This is a genomic window from Kordia sp., assembly GCF_965283645.1.
Classification (GTDB): Bacteria; Bacteroidota; Bacteroidia; order Flavobacteriales; family Flavobacteriaceae; genus Kordia.
Genome location: NZ_CBDIPG010000001.1, coordinates 4068752 through 4091779 on the forward strand (window position 1 = coordinate 4068752; position 23028 = coordinate 4091779).

General features: G+C 32.0%; 27 protein-coding genes. 17 read left to right on the plus strand and 10 right to left on the minus strand.

Annotated elements, in window-relative coordinates; genetic code table 11:
* Window positions 1-2: 2 nt before the first annotated feature.
* A complete protein-coding gene (locus ACQ654_RS18050; RefSeq protein WP_430411738.1) occupies window positions 3-1058 on the minus strand; it encodes a response regulator in 1056 nt (351 codons plus the stop codon).
* Complete coding sequence (locus tag ACQ654_RS18055; RefSeq protein WP_430411739.1) at window positions 1055-2278, minus strand: PAS domain-containing sensor histidine kinase; 1224 nt, start codon at window positions 2276-2278, stop codon at window positions 1055-1057. Before ACQ654_RS18055 ends, ACQ654_RS18050 begins: the two co-directional genes overlap by 4 nt.
* A 150-nt stretch (window positions 2279-2428) precedes the next feature.
* Here ACQ654_RS18055 and ACQ654_RS18060 point away from each other — a divergent pair, with 150 nt between their 5' ends.
* From ACQ654_RS18060 to ACQ654_RS18075, 4 genes are all read left to right on the plus strand, one after another.
* Entirely contained in the window at window positions 2429-3208 is a 780-nt protein-coding gene (locus ACQ654_RS18060; protein ID WP_430411740.1) for a patatin-like phospholipase family protein, read from the plus strand.
* Window positions 3209-3221: 13 nt separating this feature from the next.
* On the plus strand, window positions 3222-4022 hold the full coding sequence (locus tag ACQ654_RS18065) for a DNA alkylation repair protein (RefSeq protein WP_430411741.1): 801 nt from the start codon (window positions 3222-3224) through the stop codon (window positions 4020-4022).
* Between the two features lie 131 nt (window positions 4023-4153).
* Complete coding sequence (locus ACQ654_RS18070; RefSeq protein WP_430411742.1) at window positions 4154-4384, plus strand: hypothetical protein; 231 nt, start codon at window positions 4154-4156, stop codon at window positions 4382-4384.
* Between the two features lie 148 nt (window positions 4385-4532).
* Window positions 4533-4760, plus strand: a complete 228-nt coding sequence (locus ACQ654_RS18075; RefSeq protein ID WP_430411743.1) for a hypothetical protein — start codon at window positions 4533-4535, stop codon at window positions 4758-4760.
* A gap of 73 nt (window positions 4761-4833) precedes the next feature.
* Here the strand turns inward: ACQ654_RS18075 and ACQ654_RS18080 are convergent, their stop codons facing one another.
* The 3 genes from ACQ654_RS18080 to ACQ654_RS18090 form a co-directional block, all read right to left on the minus strand.
* Window positions 4834-5715, minus strand: a complete 882-nt coding sequence (locus ACQ654_RS18080; protein WP_430411744.1) for a DUF6268 family outer membrane beta-barrel protein — start codon at window positions 5713-5715, stop codon at window positions 4834-4836.
* Window positions 5716-5885: 170 nt separating this feature from the next.
* Window positions 5886-6338, minus strand: coding sequence for a ferritin-like domain-containing protein (locus ACQ654_RS18085; RefSeq protein WP_430411745.1), 453 nt, complete (start codon window positions 6336-6338; stop codon window positions 5886-5888).
* A 65-nt stretch (window positions 6339-6403) separates the two neighbouring features.
* Entirely contained in the window at window positions 6404-6877 is a 474-nt protein-coding gene (locus ACQ654_RS18090) for an outer membrane protein (RefSeq protein ID WP_430411746.1), read from the minus strand.
* Window positions 6878-7085: 208 nt separating this feature from the next.
* Here ACQ654_RS18090 and ACQ654_RS18095 point away from each other — a divergent pair, with 208 nt between their 5' ends.
* The gene (locus ACQ654_RS18095) at window positions 7086-8123 is read left to right on the plus strand and encodes a helix-turn-helix domain-containing protein (RefSeq protein ID WP_430411747.1); all 1038 of its coding nucleotides are present in this window, start codon (window positions 7086-7088) and stop codon (window positions 8121-8123) included.
* A gap of 15 nt (window positions 8124-8138) precedes the next feature.
* Here the strand turns inward: ACQ654_RS18095 and ACQ654_RS18100 are convergent, their stop codons facing one another.
* A complete protein-coding gene (locus ACQ654_RS18100) occupies window positions 8139-8768 on the minus strand; it encodes an SOS response-associated peptidase family protein (RefSeq protein ID WP_430411748.1) in 630 nt (209 codons plus the stop codon).
* 304 nt (window positions 8769-9072) lie between these two features.
* On the opposite strand from ACQ654_RS18100, the gene ACQ654_RS18105 reads away from it, so the two are divergent.
* From ACQ654_RS18105 to corA, 5 genes are all read left to right on the plus strand, one after another.
* Window positions 9073-9234, plus strand: a complete 162-nt coding sequence (locus ACQ654_RS18105; protein ID WP_430411749.1) for a DUF1328 domain-containing protein — start codon at window positions 9073-9075, stop codon at window positions 9232-9234.
* A gap of 51 nt (window positions 9235-9285) precedes the next feature.
* Window positions 9286-9837 carry a hypothetical protein gene (locus ACQ654_RS18110; RefSeq protein WP_430411750.1) on the plus strand — a complete coding sequence of 184 codons (552 nt, stop codon included), beginning with the start codon at window positions 9286-9288 and terminating at the stop codon, window positions 9835-9837.
* Window positions 9838-9980: 143 nt separating this feature from the next.
* Window positions 9981-10877, plus strand: coding sequence for a mechanosensitive ion channel family protein (locus ACQ654_RS18115; RefSeq protein WP_430411751.1), 897 nt, complete (start codon window positions 9981-9983; stop codon window positions 10875-10877).
* Between the two features lie 103 nt (window positions 10878-10980).
* Entirely contained in the window at window positions 10981-11517 is a 537-nt protein-coding gene (locus ACQ654_RS18120) for a mechanosensitive ion channel domain-containing protein (RefSeq protein ID WP_430411752.1), read from the plus strand.
* Window positions 11518-11589: 72 nt separating this feature from the next.
* A complete protein-coding gene (gene corA / locus ACQ654_RS18125) occupies window positions 11590-12660 on the plus strand; it encodes a magnesium/cobalt transporter CorA (protein WP_430411753.1) in 1071 nt (356 codons plus the stop codon).
* 145 nt (window positions 12661-12805) lie between these two features.
* Here corA and ACQ654_RS18130 read toward each other — a convergent pair whose 3' ends face one another.
* A complete protein-coding gene (locus tag ACQ654_RS18130) occupies window positions 12806-13276 on the minus strand; it encodes a DUF1572 domain-containing protein (protein ID WP_430411754.1) in 471 nt (156 codons plus the stop codon).
* 30 nt (window positions 13277-13306) lie between these two features.
* Window positions 13307-14545 carry an FAD-dependent oxidoreductase gene (locus tag ACQ654_RS18135; RefSeq protein ID WP_430411755.1) on the minus strand — a complete coding sequence of 413 codons (1239 nt, stop codon included), beginning with the start codon at window positions 14543-14545 and terminating at the stop codon, window positions 13307-13309.
* 179 nt (window positions 14546-14724) lie between these two features.
* Between ACQ654_RS18135 and ACQ654_RS18140 the strand changes: the two genes are divergently transcribed.
* Complete coding sequence (locus ACQ654_RS18140) at window positions 14725-15924, plus strand: sensor histidine kinase (protein ID WP_430411756.1); 1200 nt, start codon at window positions 14725-14727, stop codon at window positions 15922-15924.
* A gap of 14 nt (window positions 15925-15938) precedes the next feature.
* On the opposite strand, the gene ACQ654_RS18145 is transcribed toward ACQ654_RS18140, so the two are convergent.
* Window positions 15939-16325, minus strand: a complete 387-nt coding sequence (locus ACQ654_RS18145) for a DUF4345 domain-containing protein (RefSeq protein WP_430411757.1) — start codon at window positions 16323-16325, stop codon at window positions 15939-15941.
* Between the two features lie 179 nt (window positions 16326-16504).
* Between ACQ654_RS18145 and ACQ654_RS18150 the strand changes: the two genes are divergently transcribed.
* The 3 genes from ACQ654_RS18150 (at window position 16505) to ACQ654_RS18160 (ending at window position 18763) form a co-directional block, all read left to right on the plus strand.
* Complete coding sequence (locus tag ACQ654_RS18150; protein ID WP_430411758.1) at window positions 16505-17449, plus strand: SAM-dependent methyltransferase; 945 nt, start codon at window positions 16505-16507, stop codon at window positions 17447-17449.
* Between the two features lie 73 nt (window positions 17450-17522).
* Window positions 17523-17900 (plus strand): VOC family protein, encoded by a 378-nt coding sequence (locus ACQ654_RS18155; RefSeq protein ID WP_430411759.1) that lies wholly within the window; start codon window positions 17523-17525, stop codon window positions 17898-17900.
* A gap of 158 nt (window positions 17901-18058) precedes the next feature.
* Window positions 18059-18763, plus strand: a complete 705-nt coding sequence (locus ACQ654_RS18160) for a helix-turn-helix transcriptional regulator (protein ID WP_430411760.1) — start codon at window positions 18059-18061, stop codon at window positions 18761-18763.
* 16 nt (window positions 18764-18779) lie between these two features.
* Here the strand turns inward: ACQ654_RS18160 and ACQ654_RS18165 are convergent, their stop codons facing one another.
* Window positions 18780-19199: a hypothetical protein gene (locus ACQ654_RS18165; protein WP_430411761.1), complete on the minus strand. Its 420-nt coding sequence runs from the start codon at window positions 19197-19199 to the stop codon at window positions 18780-18782.
* 233 nt (window positions 19200-19432) lie between these two features.
* Between ACQ654_RS18165 and ACQ654_RS18170 the strand changes: the two genes are divergently transcribed.
* The 3 genes from ACQ654_RS18170 to ACQ654_RS18180 all read left to right on the plus strand — a co-directional run bounded on the left by ACQ654_RS18170 (window position 19433) and on the right by ACQ654_RS18180 (window position 23017).
* Window positions 19433-20071: a tetratricopeptide repeat protein gene (locus ACQ654_RS18170; protein WP_430411762.1), complete on the plus strand. Its 639-nt coding sequence runs from the start codon at window positions 19433-19435 to the stop codon at window positions 20069-20071.
* Between the two features lie 114 nt (window positions 20072-20185).
* Window positions 20186-20881 carry a hypothetical protein gene (locus tag ACQ654_RS18175; protein WP_430411763.1) on the plus strand — a complete coding sequence of 232 codons (696 nt, stop codon included), beginning with the start codon at window positions 20186-20188 and terminating at the stop codon, window positions 20879-20881.
* A gap of 12 nt (window positions 20882-20893) precedes the next feature.
* The gene (locus ACQ654_RS18180) at window positions 20894-23017 is read left to right on the plus strand and encodes an MORN repeat-containing protein (RefSeq protein ID WP_430411764.1); all 2124 of its coding nucleotides are present in this window, start codon (window positions 20894-20896) and stop codon (window positions 23015-23017) included.
* Window positions 23018-23028 lie beyond the last annotated feature (11 nt).

Here is a 23028-nt window from a genome sequence, read left to right on the forward strand (position 1 = left end):
AATCAACAAATTTGCTTTAGTTTTTGGAGATCTAAAATTTTTACATTTCGTCCTTCAATAGCAATTAATCCTTGTTTTTTAAAGCTCGACATTGTTCGGATGAGTGTTTCTGTAGCAATTCCGGCAACACTTGCTAAATCGTTTCTAGAAATTTTAATCGGGTCATTTGGTTTATGATTCAGTTTTTCAGCAAACTTTAAAATAGTCATGGCTGTTTTTTTGTACACCGAACTATATGCCATTTGTAACAATTGATCTTTAACAATGGAAAGATTGTCCGTTAACAATTGAATCAATTCCAACGTAACTTTATGATTTTTATTCAACACACTTCTCAATTCATTTTTAGACAAACCAACAATTTCCAACTCTTTAATTGCCGTTGCAGTTTCTTGGTATGCCATGTTTTGCGTAAATGAAGTATATCCAAAAAGATCGTCTTCTTTGTACAAAGCTGTCGTTAATTCTTTTCCTTGTTCGTCCAATTTATGACACTTTACAACACCTTTTAAAATCAAATAAATAAAGTTTGAATGTTGTCCTTCGTTATAAATGACTTCATCTTTTCTGCAGGTAAAAATGGTGCCATTATCATCAAAAAAGTTTTTTAGATCGTTGAGTGTTCGTATTTCATTTTCATCTTCAACAACATTAGTTTGTTGATATTTTTCGCGTTCTTCTTTTAAAATTAATGCTTTCGCGATACGACTTTCAATAGCGCTAATGAGTTCGCCTTCAGAAAAGGGTTTGGTAATATAATCATCTGCGCCCAAATCCATTCCTTTTCGAACATCTTGCCGTTCCGTTTTTGCAGATAAAAAGATAAACGGAATATGTTTGGTATGTTCTTGTTGCGATAAAAATTCCAACACGCCATAACCGTCCAATTCGGGCATCATAATATCACAAACAATAACATCAGGTAATAGATTTTGCGCGACTTCAATTCCAATTTTTCCATTTTGTGCGGTTGTGACTTTATACTCAGAAAGTTCGAGCAATTCGGCAGTATTTTCGCGTAAAACCGCATCATCTTCTATCAATAATACTTTTTTCATATTGTAGCTTTGTTAGGAATCATAATCGTAAAAATTGTGCCTTCATTTTCAGTACTTTTAAATGAAATACTTCCGTGCAAATTTTCTAAATGATCTTTTACAATATTCAATCCAATACCTGTACCTTGTGTTAATAAGGCATTTTCAGCTCTAAAATAACGATTGAAAATATTCTTTTGATCTTTCTCAGGAATTCCAATTCCATTATCTTTTACTTGAAGTGTTGTCGTTGTAGCATCTTGTGTAATTATAATGTCAATAATTGTATTTTCGGAAGAATATTTAATGGCGTTATGCATCAAATTAGATAAGGCTAATTCTACAATTTTCTCATCTTGATGCAACGAAAAACCATCAATATTTTCAGGATAATTAATCTGTTGTCCATCTTTCAATAACATATTTGCATTGTACACAACTTCATTCACAACCTTACTCACTTTAAACGTTGAGAATTTATAATTGACTTTCCCTTTTTGCAACTTTTCTACAGAAAGGAAATCATTCAAAATATTATTTAAATAATGTACTTTGTCGGTAATGGTTTTAATATGTTTATCGCGTTTTTGCTGTTGTTCCGTCAGTTTGTATTTGCTAAGTAACATAGTTGAAGTCAAAATACCGCTCAAAGGTGTTTTAAATTCATGTGAAACCAACGATAAAAATTTTGTTTTCAGTTCGTTGAGTTCTTGCTCTCTTTTCAATGCAGTTTTAGCTTCTTCTTCAGCTTCTACACGTTTGGCATTTTCAACTTCCAATTGTTCAATAGTTTCGCTTAATTCTTGCGTTCGTAACAACACTTTTTTCTCCAACTCAGCATTTAATTCCTGAATTTTCTCTTCATGTTCTTTTCGAATAGAAATATCAATTACCAGAGCCATCACATAGTTTTTTCCGTATATAGAAAAAGGATTCAGACCCGCTTCTACAGGGAAAATGCTTCCATCTTTTCGCGCGCCAAATACATCACGACCATGTCCCATTTGACGACGTTCTTTTGACTTCATAAAGCCATTAAAATGTGCATCATGACCAGAACGATAGTTTTGTGGAATCAAAATTTTCAGATGCTGTTTGATAAGTTCTTCTTTCGTATATCTAAACATTTTTTGTGCAGCAGCATTTACTTCTACTACTTTTTGCTGTTCGTCAACAATAATAACACCTTCAGAAACAGAGCCTAGAAGCACATTAAATATATCTTGATCTTGTTGAAACATAGTGTTTTTTTGGAGTTCCTAAAATTAGGAAAAAAATAGAAAATAATCCTATGTGTATTCACTTATCATTTTTAAAAAAACGAAATACTTATTGTTTTGATTTCGTGTTAATTTCTATATTTTTGAATGACTGATAAAAACGATAGCATCATGAAAATTGGTTTGGCACTTTCAGGCGGCGGAAGCAAAGGAGTAGCACATGTTGGCGCTATTAAAGCGTTGGAAGAATACGGTATTGTGCCAACACACATAGCTGGTTCTAGCGCAGGCGCTATTGTAGGTGCGTTGTATGCATATGGATATTCATGGGAAACAATGCTACGATTTTTTAAAAGTGTAAAAGTGTGGAATTTGACAAAGTTTGCACTTGGAAAACCAGGGTTTTTAGATGCAGAAAAATACTATTCAGAGTTTAAAACATATTTTAGAAAAGATAGTTTTGAAGGACTTCAAAAAGAATTGACAGTTACTGCTACTGATATTTTAAACGGACAACTCAAAGTATTTCAAAAAGGAGAATTGATAAAGCCAATATTAGCTTCTGCGGCGTTTCCAGGTGTTTTTACACCAGTTAAAATTGATGATCATTATTATATAGATGGCGGTGTGTTGGATAATTTTCCTGTGGAATATCTTATAGAAGCATGCGACGTTATTATTGGTGTTCATGTAAGTGGATATGACGTACTCGAAATTAAAGATATAAAAAGCTCGTACGGACTTGTAGAACGTGCATTTATGCTAAAATCGGTACAAGAAGATTACGGGAAATTTAAATACTGTGATATTGCTATTGCTCCGCAAGAATTAAATAGATTTGGAACATTTGATAGAGCAAATTTGGAAAAAATATTCAAAATTGGCTACGATAGCGCAAGAGAAGTATTAGCAAAAAGCGAATTTGCACAAACGAAATTTCAACAAAAATAACGAAACACATAATATGATACCAGCACATATTTTAAACCGCAAGGGCGCAAGAAGCTTAAAAGATATCAATCTAGAGGCAATAGCATATTTGAATAAAGGTTTGGTTGAAACCAAAAACCTTATGGAATGGTTAGCAACAGATCAATTGGCATTGTTGCAATTGGTTTTAAAAGATATTGGGAAAGAAGCTTGGTTTACAGATATTGAAGTTGCGGTAAATACACAAAAAAAGCCAACAGCAAATAGCAATACGAAGGTTATTGGCGAAACACTTGGAATTTTAACTAGAAATAAAGACATCTACGATCATTTTAAAAAACATACATCTGACTTGGTACGTTGTTGGGCATGCTGGGCAGAAAGTACACACCATGATGAGTTGAAAAGTTTACTCAGTGCAATGAAACCGTACGTGGCAGATACACATTTTGGTGTACGTGAAGTGGTTATTTTTGCGAGTAAAGAACGCATGATAGAAGACTTAGACACAGCCATTAAGATTTTGACACCTTGGACAAAAGCTACAGACGAAAATATACGTCGTTTTGCGGTAGAAGCTTTACGACCTGTAGGTGTTTGGACAAAGAAGATTGCCGCTTTTCAAGAAAACCCAGCAAAAGGATTGCCTGTTTTAGAACCATTACAATCAGATACTTCCAAATATGTAAGAGATGCTGTTGCAAATTGGTTAAATGATGCCAGCAAATCACAACCAACTTGGGTACAAACTATTTGTAACGAATGGCAACAAAATTCAGCTACAAAAGAAACAGCATATATTATAAAAAGAGGATTGCGAACCATTAATAAGTAGTTGAAAATTAAAACCTTATAAGACATTGTTTTTTATACTTACAATTCATAAAACGCGAGGATACTTCTTTTTACAACTGCTAAAACTTTCCTAATTTTCAGTATTCAGTTTAACTTAAAAAACTTTATAGTATGAAAAAAAAGAATTTAAATTCGTTGTCATTAAACAAGAAAGTTGTTTCAAGTTTTAAGCCTTCACTCCATGGAGGACGTAATAATAATCTACAACTTGCGTTGACGGATGCAGATGTTCGCGTCTGTAATCTTTCAATTATTGACGGAAGTAATTGTATGTCACAAGGTGGTTGTACAGGCGGAACTGATGAAACAATGACATGTGCTGCATGGTCATGTATGTGTTAATGTAGTATATTAAACACGTTTAATACTATAGAGAGCGAACTTCGGTTCGCTCTTTTAATTGCTCCCAATTTATAAATGTCGAGCATACTTTCTTTAAGAATTAAAAGAAATATCCTACCTTGAAGTCATTAACCAAAAACTTTATACGATGTTAAAAAAGATTTTACAAATTAATGGAACAGAATCATTAAGTAAAACAACACAAAAAGAGATCAACGGCGGACTTTCACCAGAACCAATTACTGGTCCAGGTGGCGGTGGCGGAAGTGGTGGAAACAACGACTCAATGCCATGTTATTGCTTTACGTTTAGAGGATTAACACAAGTTCCTTGTAATAGTACATGTGCAGATGGAACACAGCCTATTTGCCCATGATACAATATGAGTATTTAAAAATAGAAAAATGAGCTTCGGCTCATTTTTTGTTTTTATACGTATGTCGTTGTTTTTAAATCTTAAATTTTACGCCAGTTCTCAGGTAAATTTTCGCTTTACTATCTAAAGAAAAAATAGTTTCTCTTTGCTCATTTCTAAGTTCATTATCAATGGCAAAAATATAAGCCGCACGTGCGTAAAACTGTAATTGTTCGGTAAAATGATATTCGTATTGTAATCCTGATACAATTAATGACATGTTAATACTCCTAGCCGCTTCTCCTTCAATAATTGGAACATCACGTTGTAAGTTTGACGTAAAACCATCTAATTGCGCATAGGCTTTTAGTCTATTTTTATCTGAAATAAAATATTGTAAATTCGTTTTCGGAACACCTAAACTCATTGACCAATTTGGTGCAAATTTTTTAAAATAGGTAATGTACGGCAATGGAAAATTAAATCCAGAATTTCCAGAATAATAGACACCTAAAATCCATTTTTGCCGTTTTCCATACTTCAATTCACCTTCTTTAATAAAAATAATATCTCCAGAAATAATAACATCTTCCAAGCTCAAAGCGTTAGCGGCTAAGTTTGTGCTAAATCCAGGTCTGAGACGAAGCCCTAAGCGCCAATCATTTTTTAGTGGAGTTGTATAGCTAATTGCAAAGTCAAGCAATTGAAAATCATTTAAATCTCTAGTGTCAAATGGAAAAACAGCATCCGATTTTAAATTAATATTGCTGTAATCTAAACCTACAAACATATATGTTCCTTCTTTTTTTAGCTTGATAGGATAGTTAAATAATGCACGTAAACGTGAATATTCTACGTCTGATTTTGCTTTTGGAATGTACGTGTAATCAATACGTGCCAAATCGCTCAATTGTCCGTATATAGAAGACGAAAAGAGTAACATAGATATGATAAGAAAACGAGCGAAAAATTGCATTCAGATAGTTTAAAGTTAATGTGAAAGATAAAATAATTAGGTAAAGGAAATCTGTATTAAGGATTTTTTTTACAGGTATCGTGATGAAATCTGTTTAAAACAATAAAGCGATATCTATATGTAATATCGCTTTGGTGATGTTGCAGGTGTACTACTGCTAGTTATATAAATTATTTGATGTCTTCTAACCTTTTAATAGTCAAGGTGTCGTTAACAATCGTATTTCGTTGTCCAGATAAAACATTTTGGATTGATTGTGGCAATACTACTTCCGCATTCAAGACATCATTATAATCTTCAATGGATGCTTTTTCTCCACGAATAGCTTCTGCTAACATAGCTTCGTCAGTATCTGACGAAAATAATGCTTTCGTGTTCATCCATGTTCTATGTGCTATTCCGGCAATACTTCCAGTTGTTTCAGGCTCTTGTGCTAACTTTGTTATTTCAGATTTTAATTGATCTGCAAATTGTTCACGCTCTTTTGATTTTCGTTCAAAAAAGTTTGTCAATATGATGCTTTGTGCATTTTCTGAAGCTGTTTTATAGCCTTTTTGAGCATCGTAATTTTTTTCTAATAGTGTATTTAATTTACTACCGACTTCTTTTGTGTATGTTTTCATTGTGATTTTCTTTTTTTAGGTTTATAAATATATACCTGAATACTATTGGTGTCAGTGATCAGATTTTAAAACTGATACTTTATACCAAGGGCAATGTCAAAATCTACATCATCACTATAAGTATCGTCTAAGGAAAGTTCTGGTCGTACATCTAATGACAATAATAAAGGAATATTAAAATTATATTCAATTCCTGCATTTCCTGCAACAAGTGCAAAAGATCCATCGTCACCTGGTGTACTATATGATCCAACTCCGGCTCCAGCTCCTAAATACCAGTTAAAATTTCCGTCAAGTGGACGAACCCATTGGTATAATCCTACTAATTTAAAGGCTTCTACATCATTACTGTTTCTAAAACCTAAATCAAATTCCAAACGATTACTTTCGTTTAACATTCTTTGATATGTAATTTCCGCGCCCAAACCGTCATTGTCTCCAATACGTAATCCTAAAGCATTCTTAGATAATTGTTGTGCACTTAACGAAGTTGCAATAGATAAAAAGCATAAAATTAATAGCGTTCTCATAGTTTTCATTGTTTTAATATTTAATTACCATACAAAAATAGCGTGTCTTTAATGTTTAGCTTTGCTCATATGATGATATAATTAACTCATATTCTATTTTGTGTGTCTATATTATAATTATGAACCCTATAATACTTTTACGTAACTTTGACTACACATTTCTTAGATAGTTATAAATACTGTCTAAAATGAATTTAAAGTTTGTGCTCATATATTTATGAAAAAAATTCGTATTACAGCCGAAGATACCGCAGGTACTGTCCAACAAATTCAAGAAGCAATTGGTGGAGAAATTATTGAAAGATGGGGCGAACATATTTTACAAGTAAATAATGACATTGCAAAAGGTTCTATACATTTTATAACGTTTGAATGGGGCGGAAGTATATTGGAATATAATATTACTTTCTTTGATGAGATTGAATTAATAATGGATGCTTCCGAATACAATCCTATACATTTTACGTATTGTTTAAAAGGATATTGCGAACATCGTTTTCATGATGAAAAAGAACGCAGAATGTTGGAAGAATTGCAGCCATCTATCATTACTTCAAAAAGTGGAGGTTACAATCATGGATATTTCCCAATGAATGTGTATTTACATATTAATGTGGTTCAAATAAATAGAGTAAAGTTTATTCGAAAGCGCTTAAATGATGCTTCTATCTTAAATCAAAAATTATACAAAGTATTTCACGATTCGTATCATGAAAAACGATTTGTATACATTGGAACGTATAATTTGAAATTGGCGGCATTGATTGATTCTTTAAATAATATTGATCAAAAAGGAATGATTCGGATTATGTTGATTGAAGGCGTTGTGTATCAAATTTTGTCATTACACATGATTCAACATGATAAAGATGTAATGACGCGAAAAAATGCGGCACCAATTTTATTGGAAGAATTAGAAGTTGTAAAAGAAATTGCTGCAGAAATATCAGAAGAAGTATCTAAAGAATATACATTAGAACAATTGGCCGAAAAAAGTGGTTTAACGCAAGTCAAATTACAAGAAGGTTTTAAACACTTATATGCACGAACAGTAACAGAATACATTAGACATGTACGTTTAGAAAAAGCAAGAGACTTGATAAACGATAAAGAAAATAATTTAAATATTTCTCAAATCGTATACACAATAGGCTTGAGCAGTCGTAGTTATTTTTCTAAAATATTCAAGCGTAAATATGGAATCAGTCCAAGTGAATTTTTAAAAAACAAGCAAAAAGCAAAAATCACAGCGTAATGTATGTAGATAGTATTACGAAGCAATTCGTTGTATTTTAAACTTTGTTAAATACGGTTTAGAAATAATTTGTTGTACAGCTGCTAACGGTGTTTGTTCACTCAGCCACATTTTTTTAAACAAAAGCGGAATTTCTAACGGCATGTGGTCGTATAAATTCTTTTCGGACGAAAGCAAATCGTTTATTCTCGTATTAATTACTGAACATGTAGCAAAACCATCTTCCAAAATATTATAAATACCTGCGAGCGCAAAAGGCGTTGCGTTTTCTTTCTCAATCAAATATGTTTTTACTTCATTATCAACTAATTCATACATGTAAAACCCCGTAACTAAAATTAAACAACGACGTTTTTCAAGTGCTTCATTATACAATATATTATTATCTATATCATTCTTATTGGTGTGTAATGTTGTTTTCAATTTTTGAAATTTCTCCCAATCACCTTTAAAATCTTGCGGCAAAATTCCCCAAATTCCTTCTGTAATATAATCAGGATCTTCCATAGAAATAATAGGAATTGATTGTTCTTTCAATCCATCAATAACCAAATTCGATCTGTAAATATTTGGATAGCGCAATGGCAATCCGAATAGAAGTTCAAGTGAAGTTTTACTGGCAATATTTGATAATTTATAATTCATATTGAATGTGTTTTTTGCTTTTAGAAAAGCGTCTTATTCATGTTTTCAAGTCTACAATTCAAAAGTAGTATCATTCTTATAATGGTATTGACTCATATGCTTTTCATCTTGATGCATTTCCCCGAAAACCAACTAAAAACAGGCTTTTAATGAGGTGTTTACATCTTTAAATTGACACTTTTTTTTAAAATGAATTTGCGAATGAGTCAACATTAAAATTGATGTAGCAAAGCGAAAGATATGAGTCAACGTACATTTGTATCAAACAAAAACAAATAATTATTAACCTTTAAAAAATATAAATATGTTACGTTGGACAATTACCTTTATTATTATAGCACTTATCGCAGGAGTATTAGGATTTGGTGGAATCGCAGGAGCGTCAGCCGGAATCGCAAAAATCTTATTTTTTGTATTTCTAGTACTATTTGTAATCTCTTTAATTACAGGGCGAAAGAGAATTTAAGTTAAAACAAGTGCGCCTACAAAAACAATAATAACTTAAAAAATATACACAATGAAGAATTTAAAAAATATAGTCGCCGCCGCAATATTATTATCAGGAACGATAGTATTTGCGCAAAACGACAAAGTAGTTACAAGCGAAGTTAAAAAAACAACTGTAGTTGAAAACGGAGAAGTCATCAACAAAAAAGTAAAAGTAATTACTGAGAAAACTCAAAAAGTAAAATTTGACAAATCTCAAAAGCATCAGTTAAACCAAGATAGAGTAATTGCACCTATTGCAGTAACAAAAATCTTTATGGTTGACAATGATAAAGATCCATTTTATGATAAAGTAACAAAAGTGAAATATTATAACATGAATAATAAGAAATATGCTTTTCAAGCGGAAGGAAACGCGTTGAAAATGAGTTTCTTTGAAGGAGAAAAAGAAATAAATATTGGAAAAGCAGTACGATCACAACACAACAATTACTATGTAATTTCATCTAAAGAAATGAACGGTGTTGGATATTTTACAAAAGATAATGATTTTGTATTGGAATATTATGATCCAAAAGCAGATGACACCAAGGTTTTAGTATTTGAAGATTTAAAATTCTAATAACCTAATTACACATAAATAAAAGATATAACTACCCTTTTATAAACAGCTTTCTGACTTAATCCCATGATAAAGTCAGAAAGTAGTTTTTATACACGAAACCTAAAAAACAACACACAAAAAAATAAAAAAAGAAAAAGATTATGACGGAGGAATTAAAATCAACAACAGAAATTATTTTAGATAGACTCGAAAGTTGGTGGTTATTATTTATTGAAAATTTACCCAATTTGGGAGTTGCTATTTTAGTACTTATACTAAGTTACTTCTTATCAAGACTTGTATATAGTACAACAATAAAACTAATTGGAAGTAGAATAAAACAAAGATCCGTCTCAAAATTAATAGCAAGAGTTGTAGCCGTATTTACTGTATTATTAGGTTTGTTTTTAGCGTTAAGCGTATTAAATTTAGGACAATCTATTTCAGGGTTATTAACTGGTGCAGGAATTTCAGGTATTGTAATTGGTTTGGCGTTACAAGGAACACTTTCCAATACCATATCTGGTGTCGTTTTATCTTTTAGAAAAAACATCCGACTTGGAAATTGGATAGAAACCAATGGATATGCCGGTGAAGTAATTGATATTGCACTTAACTATGTAGTATTGAAAGAAGCGGATAATAACATGGTTATTATTCCTAACAAAATGATTATTGAAAATCCATTTAAAAACTACTCGTTAACTACACGCATGCGAGTTATGGTAGAATGTGGTGTCGGATATGAATCCGATTTAGAAGCCGTAGAAAAACTTACAAAAAATGTCATTGCTGACTCTTTTGAGCAAATACAAAGTACAGAAAATGTAGAGTTTTATTATACAGAATTTGGGGGAAGTTCAATTAACTTCCTATGTAGATTTTGGATTGATGCCGAAAATTCTTTAGAAAAACTAAAAGCAAAAAGTAAAGCAATTATGAAAATAAGACAAGCGTTTGCCGCCGAAGGTATAAACATTCCTTTCCCAATACGAACCTTGCAATTAGACAATCAAACATTGCAAGTATCGAAAGTTGAAGAAGCAGTAGAAGCATAATTCACATATAAAATTTCTAATAGAAAGTATAGATAAAAAATGTTTTGTCTATACTTTTTTTATATACTTTTGATATAACTAATAACTCCTTAAAAAAGCTATTATGATCATACCAAAAGATCAATTATTATTTACTGTATTATTGATAGTAATAATGATGATTTCGATTCTAATTATAAAAAAAGCAATTCGAAAATTTAGTTTTGTACAAGCAATTGAAATTAACAGACGAAAAGTAATATTTAATATCTGTTATTTTGTAATATATCTTATTGGCGGATTTTTCTTGGCACTAATTTGGGGCGTAAAATTTCAAGAATTCACCATCTTTATATCATCAGTATTAGCCGTGTTAGGTGTCGGATTCTTTGCACAATGGTCTCTACTTTCAAACCTAACGGCAAGTTTTATCTTATTCTTCTATCATCCAATTCGAATTGGACATCGAATCAAAATCATTGATAAAGATTACAATTGGACAGGTGAAGTCAAAAACATTACCGCATTTTACTTTTTTATTGAAACTGATGCTGGCGAAAACATTTCGTTGCCAAACTCTCTAGTCATGCAAAAAGGATTGGAAATCTTAAAAAAAGAAGAAATTGTATCAGAAGAAGACCATACATTTAAAAATCATTAACGGCAGAAATTTGTATCTTGAAACAACATTTATCTAAAAATGATGCGAAAACAAATAGTCTGGATGTAATACATGAAAAAAAACAAAAAATCTACAGCTTCTAAAAGTCTGGGAAAAGCACCTGGTGAATTGGTGTATTTAGGTGATAAAGAAAACCTAGAAACAGTACTGGAAGTTCATGAGTATACAACTGATGAATATAGCACGCATGAAACCAAACAAGTCAAAAAAATATTTGATGTCAAAGGAAACAATCGTGTTACATGGATTAACGTCAACGGACTCAACAAAGCAAAAGATATTACCAAAATTGGTGAGTATTTTAAACTACATCCATTAATTCTAGAAGACATTGTAAACACAAATCAACGCCCTAAAATTGACGAATATGAAAACTACATTTTCATTGTTTTAAAAATGCTATATCAAAGCAAACAAAACAATGAACTGCTTATAGAGCATATTTCAATCATCATTGGACATGATTATGTACTAACATTTCAAGAAACTGAAGAAGATATATTTGATGCAATTCGAGAACGATTCAAAAATCAGCAAAGTCGTTTACGAAATGCTGGAGCTGACTATTTAGCGTTCTTACTTATGGATGCAATTATTGACAACTATGCTGTTGTCATTGAAATGTTTGGTTCAAAAGTAGAGCATACAGAAGATGAATTATTCTTAGAAAACTCACGCGAAGGAATTTCAAGAGACATTCAATACCTAAAACAAGATTTATTACGCTTGCGCAGAAATATCTTGCCATCACGTGAAGTCATTAGTCGAATTGTAAAATTGGAGTCCAAAATCATTACAACAAAAACACACGATTATTTAAAAGATTTACAAGATCATATTCTACAAATAAATGACAACATTGATCTTTACAGAGAAATGGTTTGGGGATTAATGGACATGCACATGACAACCATGAGCAACAAAATGAATGGTATCATGAAAGTGCTTACGATTATCTCTACCATATTCATTCCATTAACTTTTATAGTTGGTGTATACGGAATGAATTTTGACAACATGCCCGAACTGCATTCTAAACATGGGTACTTTATTTTATGGGGAATAATGGTTGTACTTTTTATTGCACTATTGATCTTCTTCCGAAGAAAAAAATGGTTATAATTTAGATTAAAAGATTCAAGAAGTTTAACAATTCAACACTCAAAATACTCTTCAGTTATAATTGAAAAGTCACATCGAGCGCAGTGAAAATACTTTATAAACTTGTATTTATATCAAAAAAACTTTATTTCCAACAACCCAACAATTACCCTTTAAAATTCAATATCTTCTTAAGTAACGAAATCTGTCCAGTATGATAATGCGTATGTTCAATAATTCCGTGAATATTTCTATAAAAACTTCCATACTTCTCATCGGTAAAAGCTTTATCAAAACAATCTTCAGGTAGCTTTTCTATTTCAGTTGCAAACTGTTCGGCATCTGTCCAAAGCTTAGCTACAAACGTTTCCCATTCCGCTTGCGAATGTATTTCAGGATGATCAAAACTATACGCATCTTTCGCATTCAAAGCTTCTCCTTGAAAAACTTTCAACACGGCGGCAATGTAATAATTGATATGAAAGGCAAGTGTATGAATCGTATTCAAGTCGTACACTTTCGTTGTAGCTTGTTCAAAAGTTACACCATCTAACGCTTCTTTAAAACTTGTTCCTGTCCAATTTCCGCCAAAATGAACTTCTCTAAAATGTTTCGCAATTTCGGTAGTTAATTTCATAATCTATATATTAATTGGGTTTACACTACTTTATAAAACTTCCATAACACCTAAGGCCGCTACTTCTCCAGCCAACATAGCGGCATTCAACGATCCGTTAAGTTGTACGTCGCCCGCTAAAAATATGTGCGTTGTCAAGCGTGTTTCGGATGGCAACATAGTATATTGAAGTTGTTGCAAATTTGGCAATGCTTTCGGAATTTCATAGCGTTTTAAAAACGTACACGAATCAATTCCGCAATGTTGTTGCAACTCTTCTTGTACTTTTTTAATTAAAAAGCTTGCTGCCAAATTATGATCCTTTACAACAGTAACGGATAACAATTCGTTGTTTCCTGTAGTTGTTGTTTGTAAACTATTGTGATAAAAAATAGTGTTAATCAAGGTGTTTTCTGCTGGAATCAAACCAATTAATGGTTTCTTAATAACGCGTGTTGGCACTTCAAAATACAAAGTATCACACGATTTCCAATCAACTTGCTGTGATTTCAAATTTGGAATCAACTTGCTTGCTTCAGCGGTAACAATTGTAAAATGATTTTCCAAAATGGTACCATCTTCCAACGTTATTTTACCGTCTTCTACTTTGGAAACTTTTGTATTATAATGAAAAGTTGTTTGTTTCAAATTGGCAACCAATTGTTTTGGAATAGCTTCAATTCCAGCTTTTGGAAGCGCGGCAAATCCTTCTCCAAACATTTTGTACACAAACTCAAACATTCTATTTGACGTATCGAGCTTTGACTCAAGAAAAATTCCACTAAAAAATGGTTTAAAAAACTGAGAAATCATAGCTTCTGAAAAGCCTAATTTTTGCAAATGTGCTAATGTTGAGGTTTCAGGTTGTTCAAAAATTTCAGTAACAGATTTCTTTTTGAGAGTGTTGTTTAATTTCAAAATTGTAAGCTTATCAGAAAGATTTCCAATACCAGAAAAAAGCGTTGGAAATAACAACGATAAATCACGTAACGGATCGCCCAATGTTTTTTGTTTTCCGTTATTGAAAATAGTAGCACCAGGCAAAAATTCTTGTAAATCTAATGCATCATAATTTAAATATGATGCAACAGCAGGATATGCAGTTAATAACACTTGAAAACCATGATTAAGTTGATAACCGTTTACAACATCAGTTTTAACACGTCCGCCAGCACGATCTGTCGCTTCAATAATTTCAGGATAAAAACCGTTACTTTCTAATACATTTGCGGCAATTAATCCGCTAATTCCTGCTCCGACAATATAAATTTTATAGGCTTCTTTTTCCATTGCAATATAAACTCTAATTTTACGTAAAAATACGATAAAACATAGACAATGTTGTAATTCATAGCTACTTTTGAAACACCAATCGTAGCAATGAAAATGTGTAAAAAATTAGTTCCGTTAATTTTCGTATATTTCACAGCTTCATAACCCCAAATTTAAAGCACCCTAAATAAAATTGCATGATTTCTCCATTATTCCCTACAAACGAAAAACAACGGCAAAAGGCTGTGGAAAAGTATCAATTACTAGATACACTTTCAGAAGAAAGCTACGATAATATTACCTCTTTAATGTCTTACATATGCGAAGTGCCAATTTCGTTAATTACACTTTTAGATTACGATCGAAATTTTCTAAAATCTCACTTTGGTGTACCATTCAATGAATCACCTAGAGAAATTTCGTTTTGCGGACATGCAATCAACATAAACAGTGAAATTATGACGGTTCATGATGCACGAGAAGACAAACGTTTTCATGACAATCCGTTAGTTGCTGAACACAATGCTATTTTTTATGCAGGTGTTCCTTTGGTTGATCCAGATGGTTTTAAATTAGGTACATTATGTGTGTATGATGTAAAGCCAAGAGTGTTAACAAATGCACAAGAAGATGCTTTAAAAGCGATGGCAAAACAGGTGGTAAGCTTGTTTGAAGAACGATTTAAAAATATACAACTTCAAAAACTTCAAGACGAGTTGCAAAAGCGCAATAGTGATTTGGAACGATTTGCAGGTGTGGTTTCTCACGACTTAAAATCGCCCTTGGCACAAATTAGAATGTTAACACAACTTATTGAAGAAGAAATAAAAGATACACTAAGCGAAGAAACATTGCAATATCTTGAATATATAAAATCGTCTTCAGATTCATTGCGTGGTTATATTGATGGAATTTTAAAATTTTACAAAGCGGATCAAGTTTTAAAGAAAGAAAAAGAAAACTTAGCTATAGCTGTGCTTGATCAAGAAATTCAAAATATTTTAAATAGTGAAAAAAAGATAAAAATTGAGTTTCAGACAGCTATGACATCTATGTTTGTTAACAAAGCTGGATTGATGCAAATACTACTAAACTTAGTGTCAAATGCCATAAAATACAACGACAAGTTACAAACAGAAATTACGATTTCAATCACGGAAAATGAAGATTTTTATCAATTTGTAGTGTCGGACAATGGTCCTGGAATTTCAATAGATTATCAAGAAAGTATTTTTGAACTTTTTACAACGGCACAAAAAACGGACAGAAACGGAAATGCAGGAACAGGAATTGGTCTTGCCACGGTAAAAAAAGTAGCTAAAAATTTAGGTGGTGATGTACGTGTATCTTCTAAAGTTGGATTGGGAAGCGAATTTATATTTACACTAGCAAAATAACAACTAAATAATTGTTATTTAGTATACACTTTCAAATTGTAACAACCCCAAATAACAAACACAATTTCTAAAATAGTTCCTACAGTAAATGCCGTAGACGGAATTCCGTCAACAGCGATACTCCACAAACGTCCTAACGCCAATCCGCCCATAAAAAATACTGCAGAATATGTTGCCGCACGCCAGTGATTTTGAAAATATAAACTATATGCCCAATATATTCCTAAGGCAAAATACGAACCCATCATGGCTCTGAACACATGATTTAAATCGGTGGTTTCTACCTTAAAATCAAAAAATAATGGTAAAAAAGTATCTGGATACAAACCATAAGTTGCGCCTACAATTAATACGGCTCCAGTAGATAAGGCTAAGTGTAAATTTTTGTGCAATTGTTTCAAAATTGAGACTCGGTTAATTAATGCTTTTAAATTTAGTTAAAAAAATCTTAAAATATACAAATTGCTCCCATGAATTATTGTTTGTAAAGTTAATTTTCAATCGTTTTGATAAATGAATTTCAAAGTTTATTGGCAGTTTGTCATAAATTTTGGAATTTGCGTAGCTGACAACCACAAATATGAACTGGAAACTAAAAGCAAGCTTGCAAAAAGTACTGCATTTTACAAAGATTGGTGATAAACTCAATCATATTCCAGCTACGTTACAAAGAAATTATCATAAAAATGTGATGATTTACCAAGCGTATGAATGTTTGCGAAAGTTTACCAAAACAACAATTACGTTCAATGTGGAAAAAGAAATGACTGCGTTAGAAATTGGAACAGGATATTCGTTGGTTTCGCCCGTAGTTTTGTATTTGTTAGGTTTTGATAAAATAATAACGGTTGATATTTCAAAAGATGCTTCAATTAAAACGTTTCAAAAGCAAATTCAATACATTGAAAAAGAAGGCTTTTTAGTCAAAATTGCAGCAAGAAGTGAATTCAGCTTGACTGAAATTAAAGAGAAAGTGCAACAAATACAGTCGTTTCAAAAGCTTGATCAGTTATTAAAATTTTGCAATATTGTGTACATTCCCAACTATACACTAACGGCTATTGAGAAAGAAAGTAATTCGTTTGATTATATCTGTTCGCAAGTAGTTTTTGAACACATTCCGCCTGAATTTTTACAAGAACTTTTCAAAAAAATGAAAGCTTGGTTAACCCAAGATGGTTTTGCGGTACACACTATCAATTTTATTGATCATTTTGCAAATCCTGGTTTTTTTCAAGATAAAAATATTTCAGAATTCAACTTTCTAAAATATTCAGATAAGACATGGGATTTTTGGGCAGGAAATGATATCGCCTATACAAATCGGTTATCATATTTATACTATTTAGAATTGTGCAAAAAAAACAACATAACATTAATTGACTTCATCGGAGAAAATTATAGAACGCACAATCCGTTGCCTAAATCGTTGATTCATAAAGATGTATTAAATAAATATGAAAAGCTTTCAAACGCAGAAGATATTTGTAAATACCAACGAGGAACATTAATTTTTAAAAAATAAAAACACCTCTGACATCATCTGTCAAAGACGCAAATACATTTGTAGTATTATTAATTCTTAAAAATATAACAACATGAAAAATGCGATTAATTGGTTTGAAATTCCAGTGACAGATTACGAAAGAGCAAAAAAATTCTACTCTGAAATATTAGGAGAAGAAATTGTAGATCATCATATGGATGACAAAAATATGAAATACGGAATTTTTCCGTACGATATGGAAAGTCATAAAATAGGTGGTGCGCTCATGCAAATGGAAGGAACAAATCCTTCACGCCATGGTTCTACAGTTTACTTAAATGGAGGTGAAGATTTAAGCGTATATTTAGCAAGAGTAAATGCTGCTGGTGGCGAAGTTATTATGCCCAAAACAGATATTCAGGAAAATGGATTTATAGCGCAATTTATTGATACAGAAGGAAATCGTGTAGCGTTTCATTCAATGGGATAAATAAAAAAATGTGAGGCTGTCTAAAAATTTGTCATTGCAAATGAAATGAAGCAATGTGTAAAATTTAAGGTACTGATTTTTCAGATTACATCAAAAGTTGGAATTTCTTGTACTAACCTTGCTTCTATAATTTTTAGACAGGCTCACAAATATATAGTATGACACAACTTGCAAGACTTATATCAATATTAACACTGTTGCGATCAAAACGATTGTTAACAGCCACAGAATTGTCTGAAAAATACGATGTGAGTGTCCGAACCATTTACAGAGATATCCGAAAGTTAGAAGAAGCTGGCGTGCCTGTGTATACAATAGAAGGCAGAGGTTATAGCTTAACGGATACGTACACAATTGCGCCTGTACAATTTACTGAAAAGCAAGCCAATGCGTTAATTACTGCTGAACATATTATCAATCAGTCCAAAGATGTTTCGTTTGTAAATGATTTTAAAGAAGCATTGACCAAAATAAAATCTGTATTCAAGACATCAATTCAAGAAAAAAGTGAAATTCTCAACGAGAAAATTCATGTATTCAATTGGAAATTAGAAGATACAACAAGCAATGTGCTTTCAGAAATTCAATTGGCAATCACAAATTTTAATCTTGTAGAAATCAACTATAAGAAGGCAAATGATTACATCGTTTCACAACGAAAAATTGAACCTTGCGCCATGTATTCTACAGATAATAAGTGGATTTTGATTGCGTGGTGTTACTTGCGAAATGAACTCAGAGCATTCCGAATAGACAGAATTCAAGATTTTAAAATATTAGATCAAAAGTTTGAAGATCGTAAGTTTAATATTAGTGATTACTTCAGATCATATCCGTATACAAGTCATAACTACAAAGGCTAATTATATGTAATAGTGCTTAAAAACAAGGTGTTTTTCGGTATGTATCTCCAACAATTGTTGCGTCATGATCAATAGTAAATTTGACCACTTTGTCACTATTTGCAGGTCTGTACGTTGCATAATCCCAATTTCCTGAGTGTGTTAACTCATATTTCCCGTTTATTTTACCTTCATACATTTCATTATAAAACTGTGTAATAGTTGGATATGCGCCGCCATTCTGAAAATCTTCTTTTATATTTTGAAGCGGAATCGTATTTTCTTGACCTTTGTATTTTATAAATAATGCATTTCCACTTTCATTAAAAGCAATGAAAATTTTCATGGAACTTTTATCATCATTGGTATAACAAATATAATGATGTGGAATTGTTTTTTTAGCGGCTTCAAGTTCTTCTATTGTAGTTGCAACTGTATCTTTTACTTCAGACTTCACTTCAGTTTTAGAAGTATCGGGCGTAGTTTTCTTTTCGTTTTTGGCGCAATTCAAAAACAAAAGAAAGCTCAAAAAGGTACAGATGTAAATAGAATAAACTCTCATAAAATTTTAATTTGTAATTTATTACATCAATGTACAGATTTTTATTGACATCAGAATCATAAATACGCAATTTGTCGTATTGTTTCAAACTAAAATAAAAAGCAACTTGTACTTCTAAATTATTGATGATGAAATATACATGTATATTCCTTTTTTTAGGCGTGTTTTCTTTCGCGAATGCGCAAACTACAAAAGCATTATTAGATAGTGCTTTGGTGAAAAAAGAACAAGGAAAATTTTTAGAAGGAATTAAATTATGTGAACAAGCAATTGTTTTAGATAGCACATTATCAGACGCTTATTTCTATAAGGCAGGTTTTCACACGGCATTAATCAACCGAAAAAATGCACGAGAAGATTATGCCAATTACAAAGCCGCCATCGCAAACTACAACAAAGTAATTGCGCTCAATCCAGAACATGCAACGGCTTTTTTTTTTAGAGGTGGCACACACGATGCTTTGGGTTTTATAAACGAAGCATTACTAGATTACAAGAATTCGATCGCACTAAACGAAAAACAACCAGAAGTGTACAATAGTATGGGCGTTTGTTATGCCAAAAAAGGAAAACTAATGTTAGCACTCTCACACTTTGAAAAAGCTATTGAAATAGATACTTCCTATGCAAAAGCATACTCAAATGTAGGAAATGTGTACGATATGAAAAACGAACGCATAAAAGCCTGCAAAAACTGGGAAAAAGCAATCACACTAGGTTATCTTGGAAATCAAAGACGGTACGAATCTAAGTGTAAACAACAGTAAAAAAAGCTAATATACGCACAAAAATACGCAATTCGTCGTATTGTGAAAATCATAAAAAATAATGAATTTTGGAGATAGCCAAAGCAATCTTTTATAAGAACCAATACTAATAAAATGAGAAAAATAATTACATTACTTGCTGCAATAGCATTACTAGTTTCTTGCGCTAACTACGGTGAAAAGAAAGTATACAACGGAACAGAAGTTTATTACAAAGATGGCGTTACAGAAGCGCAGGCAGACAAACTTGGTGAAAGTTTAACAACATCAGGATTTGCAGATGGAAATGCAAAATCGGTTCAGTTTTTAAAAGATGGAGATGTATATGTGTTTAAAATGGTGATCAAAGAAGACTTTTTAAACGATTCGTCTTTAAAAAGTGTCTTTAATTTTTTTCCAAAAGAAATTTCTGATTACATGGATTTGCCTATAGATTTACATTTGTGTGATGATTCATTCAACACTATACGAGTTCATAAACTAGAAGATGCTCGTAAAATAATGATGGCAAAAGCAACTGAAATTCGATACACTAAAAACGTAACGGTTGAAGAAGTAGAAAAGCTAAAAAATTTCTTATTAGAATATGGATTTTCGGATAATGACAATCGTAAAACTGTCGAATTAGACAAAGAAGACGGCGCATACATTTTTAAAATGGTACTTGCAGATGAAAAACTAGAAAACGAATCAACAGTTACATTACTCAAACTATTTGGAGGCGAAATGTCAGAAAAAGCATTTGACGGTCAGCCACTAAAAGTTCACATGTGTGACGAGTTAATGAATACTGTAAAAATTGCAGAATAAAACATTAAAACTATGAAAAATATAGTAGCATTTATACTATTTCTCTTTGTATTTCAAACTATACATGCACAAAAAATAGACATTGATAATGCACCAAGAAATCCAATAGGTTTCAAGCATAAAAAAGAACACTTCTTTTTGCGAGGTGATATTTATTCATCAAGTGGAAAAATTTTTGATAAAAAAGGAAACCTAGTGTACAATTACGGAACACGTTATTATTACGATAGTAATGGTAAAATGATTGGAAACAACTACGATGATTCATTCGAATTTGATTCACGTGGAAACATCATCAAATTTCAATACAAAAGTGGAAGTACAAACAATTACACATTCAACAATAAAAACTTGTTAGTGTATCAAAAAAACACTTACGGAGAAGAAAAAACATATACCTACGATTCGCAAGATAGATTGGTTAAAACAGTCATGAATAAAAAAGGTGTTTTCTATCAAGAACGTAACATACGTTATGAAAAAATAGGAGATATGCTTGTTGCTCATGTTCAGTACATTAAAGAAAATCGTGCGCCAGGATTCAAAGGAACTTACTACTATCTCAATGGTTTTTTAGTAAAAGAAAAATTATCTTCAGGAATTTACGAGTATACCGTAGACGTAGATTCAAAAAGAAATAAAATTGATTTCTATACGGCAAATGATCCAAATGATCCAAATGCCAAACACTATAAAACCTTTAATCGCTATTACAGCGACAGCAACAAACCTTCAAAATTTGAATTTGGGTATTACATTCCAGGAAGCAAAAAGACTGGAAAAAAACTTGAAGCTGTCTATATAAATAACGAACGTGCTACAGATATAGTCATTAGCAAAGGTGTAAAGCCAGAAGAGAAAATAGTATATGATGGCTTAACAAAAACGTATTATACGGTTGCAAATGTAAAAGACAAATCAACTCAAAAAGTAAGCACACGTATTCCTATAACGAATGTGATTTCGAAAGGAAAAACAATGATTAGTTATGCATACAACGGAAAATTTATAAACTATGTAGAAGGTCAAAACAAAGTAAAATCGAGAGAATTTGCTTTTCTAGGACCGCATATGGTTGATTATCGTGTGGAAAAAAATGTAGGGAGAACATATGTTGTCTACAACTATAAAAACAAAAAGCAAGAAGCTGTAAAAGATATGGTTCTGTTTACAACAGATGTGAATTCAATTATATATACACGTGAACTTACAAAAGATAACTTTTTTATTGTTGTCAAAGGAAAACATATCGATTACAAAAAAGCACGATTTGAATACTTATCAAACGGTGATCCTGTCATTTTTATTGAAGATAAACCTTTATACATCTTAACAGGATTCCGAAATGCCCAAAATGAAGAAGTACTGAACGGACGAAAATACAATGGTGAGTTAGATCAGGAAGGAAGTAAACCAGTTGTAAATTCTACAAAAACAAACACTACCACCGAAAAAAAGAGTACAGATTATGACTGTGTAAAAGGTGATTGTAAAGAAGGTTGGGGACGTGTTAAGGTAAACGAAATTATAACAGATGCAACATTTAAAAATGGTGCTATTGATGGTGTTGCGTACATATCATATCCAAATGGTTCGTACTATCACGGACAATACAAAAACAATCGTCGTCACGGAATTGGTTACTACAAATGGGAAAACGGGAATATTTATGTTGGTGGCTGGAAAGACGGAAAACAACACGGCTTAGGGTACACCATGAATAAAGAAAATCAAATTACGACAGGTGGTTTATTTCAAGATGGAAAACTCATCACAGAATCAACAACGAGTTACAGAGAAGGCAAAAAGAACGGAAATTGTACAGGTGACTGTGCAGACGGATTTGGAAAATATGATTATGGTAATGGTGATGTGTATTGGGGATTTTTCAAAAACAAAAAACGATTTGGAGTAGGAACATATTTATGGAATAACAAAAGTGCGTTTACAGGTGCATATACAGCTGACGGAAAACGAAATGGATACGGAATTTACACCTATGTAGATCGTTCTGTATTCAAAGGAATGTTTATAAATGATAGAATTGACGGACTTGGCGTGATGAAATACAACTCATCTGGAAACATTGTACAAGGCGTATTTAGCAATACAGGCGCAAAATTAAGAGAGTACTAAAATAACAAGCA

Coding starts and splice junctions, on each gene's coding strand:
- ACQ654_RS18050 (WP_430411738.1), bottom strand. CDS start 1,058: ATGAAAAAAGTATTATTGATAGAAGATGATGCGGTTTTACGCGAAAAT.
- ACQ654_RS18055 (WP_430411739.1), bottom strand. CDS start 2,278: ATGTTTCAACAAGATCAAGATATATTTAATGTGCTTCTAGGCTCTGTT.
- ACQ654_RS18060 (WP_430411740.1), top strand. CDS start 2,429: ATGAAAATTGGTTTGGCACTTTCAGGCGGCGGAAGCAAAGGAGTAGCA.
- ACQ654_RS18065 (WP_430411741.1), top strand. CDS start 3,222: ATGATACCAGCACATATTTTAAACCGCAAGGGCGCAAGAAGCTTAAAA.
- ACQ654_RS18070 (WP_430411742.1), top strand. CDS start 4,154: ATGAAAAAAAAGAATTTAAATTCGTTGTCATTAAACAAGAAAGTTGTT.
- ACQ654_RS18075 (WP_430411743.1), top strand. CDS start 4,533: ATGTTAAAAAAGATTTTACAAATTAATGGAACAGAATCATTAAGTAAA.
- ACQ654_RS18080 (WP_430411744.1), bottom strand. CDS start 5,715: ATGCAATTTTTCGCTCGTTTTCTTATCATATCTATGTTACTCTTTTCG.
- ACQ654_RS18085 (WP_430411745.1), bottom strand. CDS start 6,338: ATGAAAACATACACAAAAGAAGTCGGTAGTAAATTAAATACACTATTA.
- ACQ654_RS18090 (WP_430411746.1), bottom strand. CDS start 6,877: ATGAAAACTATGAGAACGCTATTAATTTTATGCTTTTTATCTATTGCA.
- ACQ654_RS18095 (WP_430411747.1), top strand. CDS start 7,086: ATGAAAAAAATTCGTATTACAGCCGAAGATACCGCAGGTACTGTCCAA.
- ACQ654_RS18100 (WP_430411748.1), bottom strand. CDS start 8,768: ATGAATTATAAATTATCAAATATTGCCAGTAAAACTTCACTTGAACTT.
- ACQ654_RS18105 (WP_430411749.1), top strand. CDS start 9,073: ATGTTACGTTGGACAATTACCTTTATTATTATAGCACTTATCGCAGGA.
- ACQ654_RS18110 (WP_430411750.1), top strand. CDS start 9,286: ATGAAGAATTTAAAAAATATAGTCGCCGCCGCAATATTATTATCAGGA.
- ACQ654_RS18115 (WP_430411751.1), top strand. CDS start 9,981: ATGACGGAGGAATTAAAATCAACAACAGAAATTATTTTAGATAGACTC.
- ACQ654_RS18120 (WP_430411752.1), top strand. CDS start 10,981: ATGATCATACCAAAAGATCAATTATTATTTACTGTATTATTGATAGTA.
- corA (WP_430411753.1), top strand. CDS start 11,590: ATGAAAAAAAACAAAAAATCTACAGCTTCTAAAAGTCTGGGAAAAGCA.
- ACQ654_RS18130 (WP_430411754.1), bottom strand. CDS start 13,276: ATGAAATTAACTACCGAAATTGCGAAACATTTTAGAGAAGTTCATTTT.
- ACQ654_RS18135 (WP_430411755.1), bottom strand. CDS start 14,545: ATGGAAAAAGAAGCCTATAAAATTTATATTGTCGGAGCAGGAATTAGC.
- ACQ654_RS18140 (WP_430411756.1), top strand. CDS start 14,725: ATGATTTCTCCATTATTCCCTACAAACGAAAAACAACGGCAAAAGGCT.
- ACQ654_RS18150 (WP_430411758.1), top strand. CDS start 16,505: ATGAACTGGAAACTAAAAGCAAGCTTGCAAAAAGTACTGCATTTTACA.
- ACQ654_RS18155 (WP_430411759.1), top strand. CDS start 17,523: ATGAAAAATGCGATTAATTGGTTTGAAATTCCAGTGACAGATTACGAA.
- ACQ654_RS18160 (WP_430411760.1), top strand. CDS start 18,059: ATGACACAACTTGCAAGACTTATATCAATATTAACACTGTTGCGATCA.
- ACQ654_RS18170 (WP_430411762.1), top strand. CDS start 19,433: ATGAAATATACATGTATATTCCTTTTTTTAGGCGTGTTTTCTTTCGCG.
- ACQ654_RS18175 (WP_430411763.1), top strand. CDS start 20,186: ATGAGAAAAATAATTACATTACTTGCTGCAATAGCATTACTAGTTTCT.
- ACQ654_RS18180 (WP_430411764.1), top strand. CDS start 20,894: ATGAAAAATATAGTAGCATTTATACTATTTCTCTTTGTATTTCAAACT.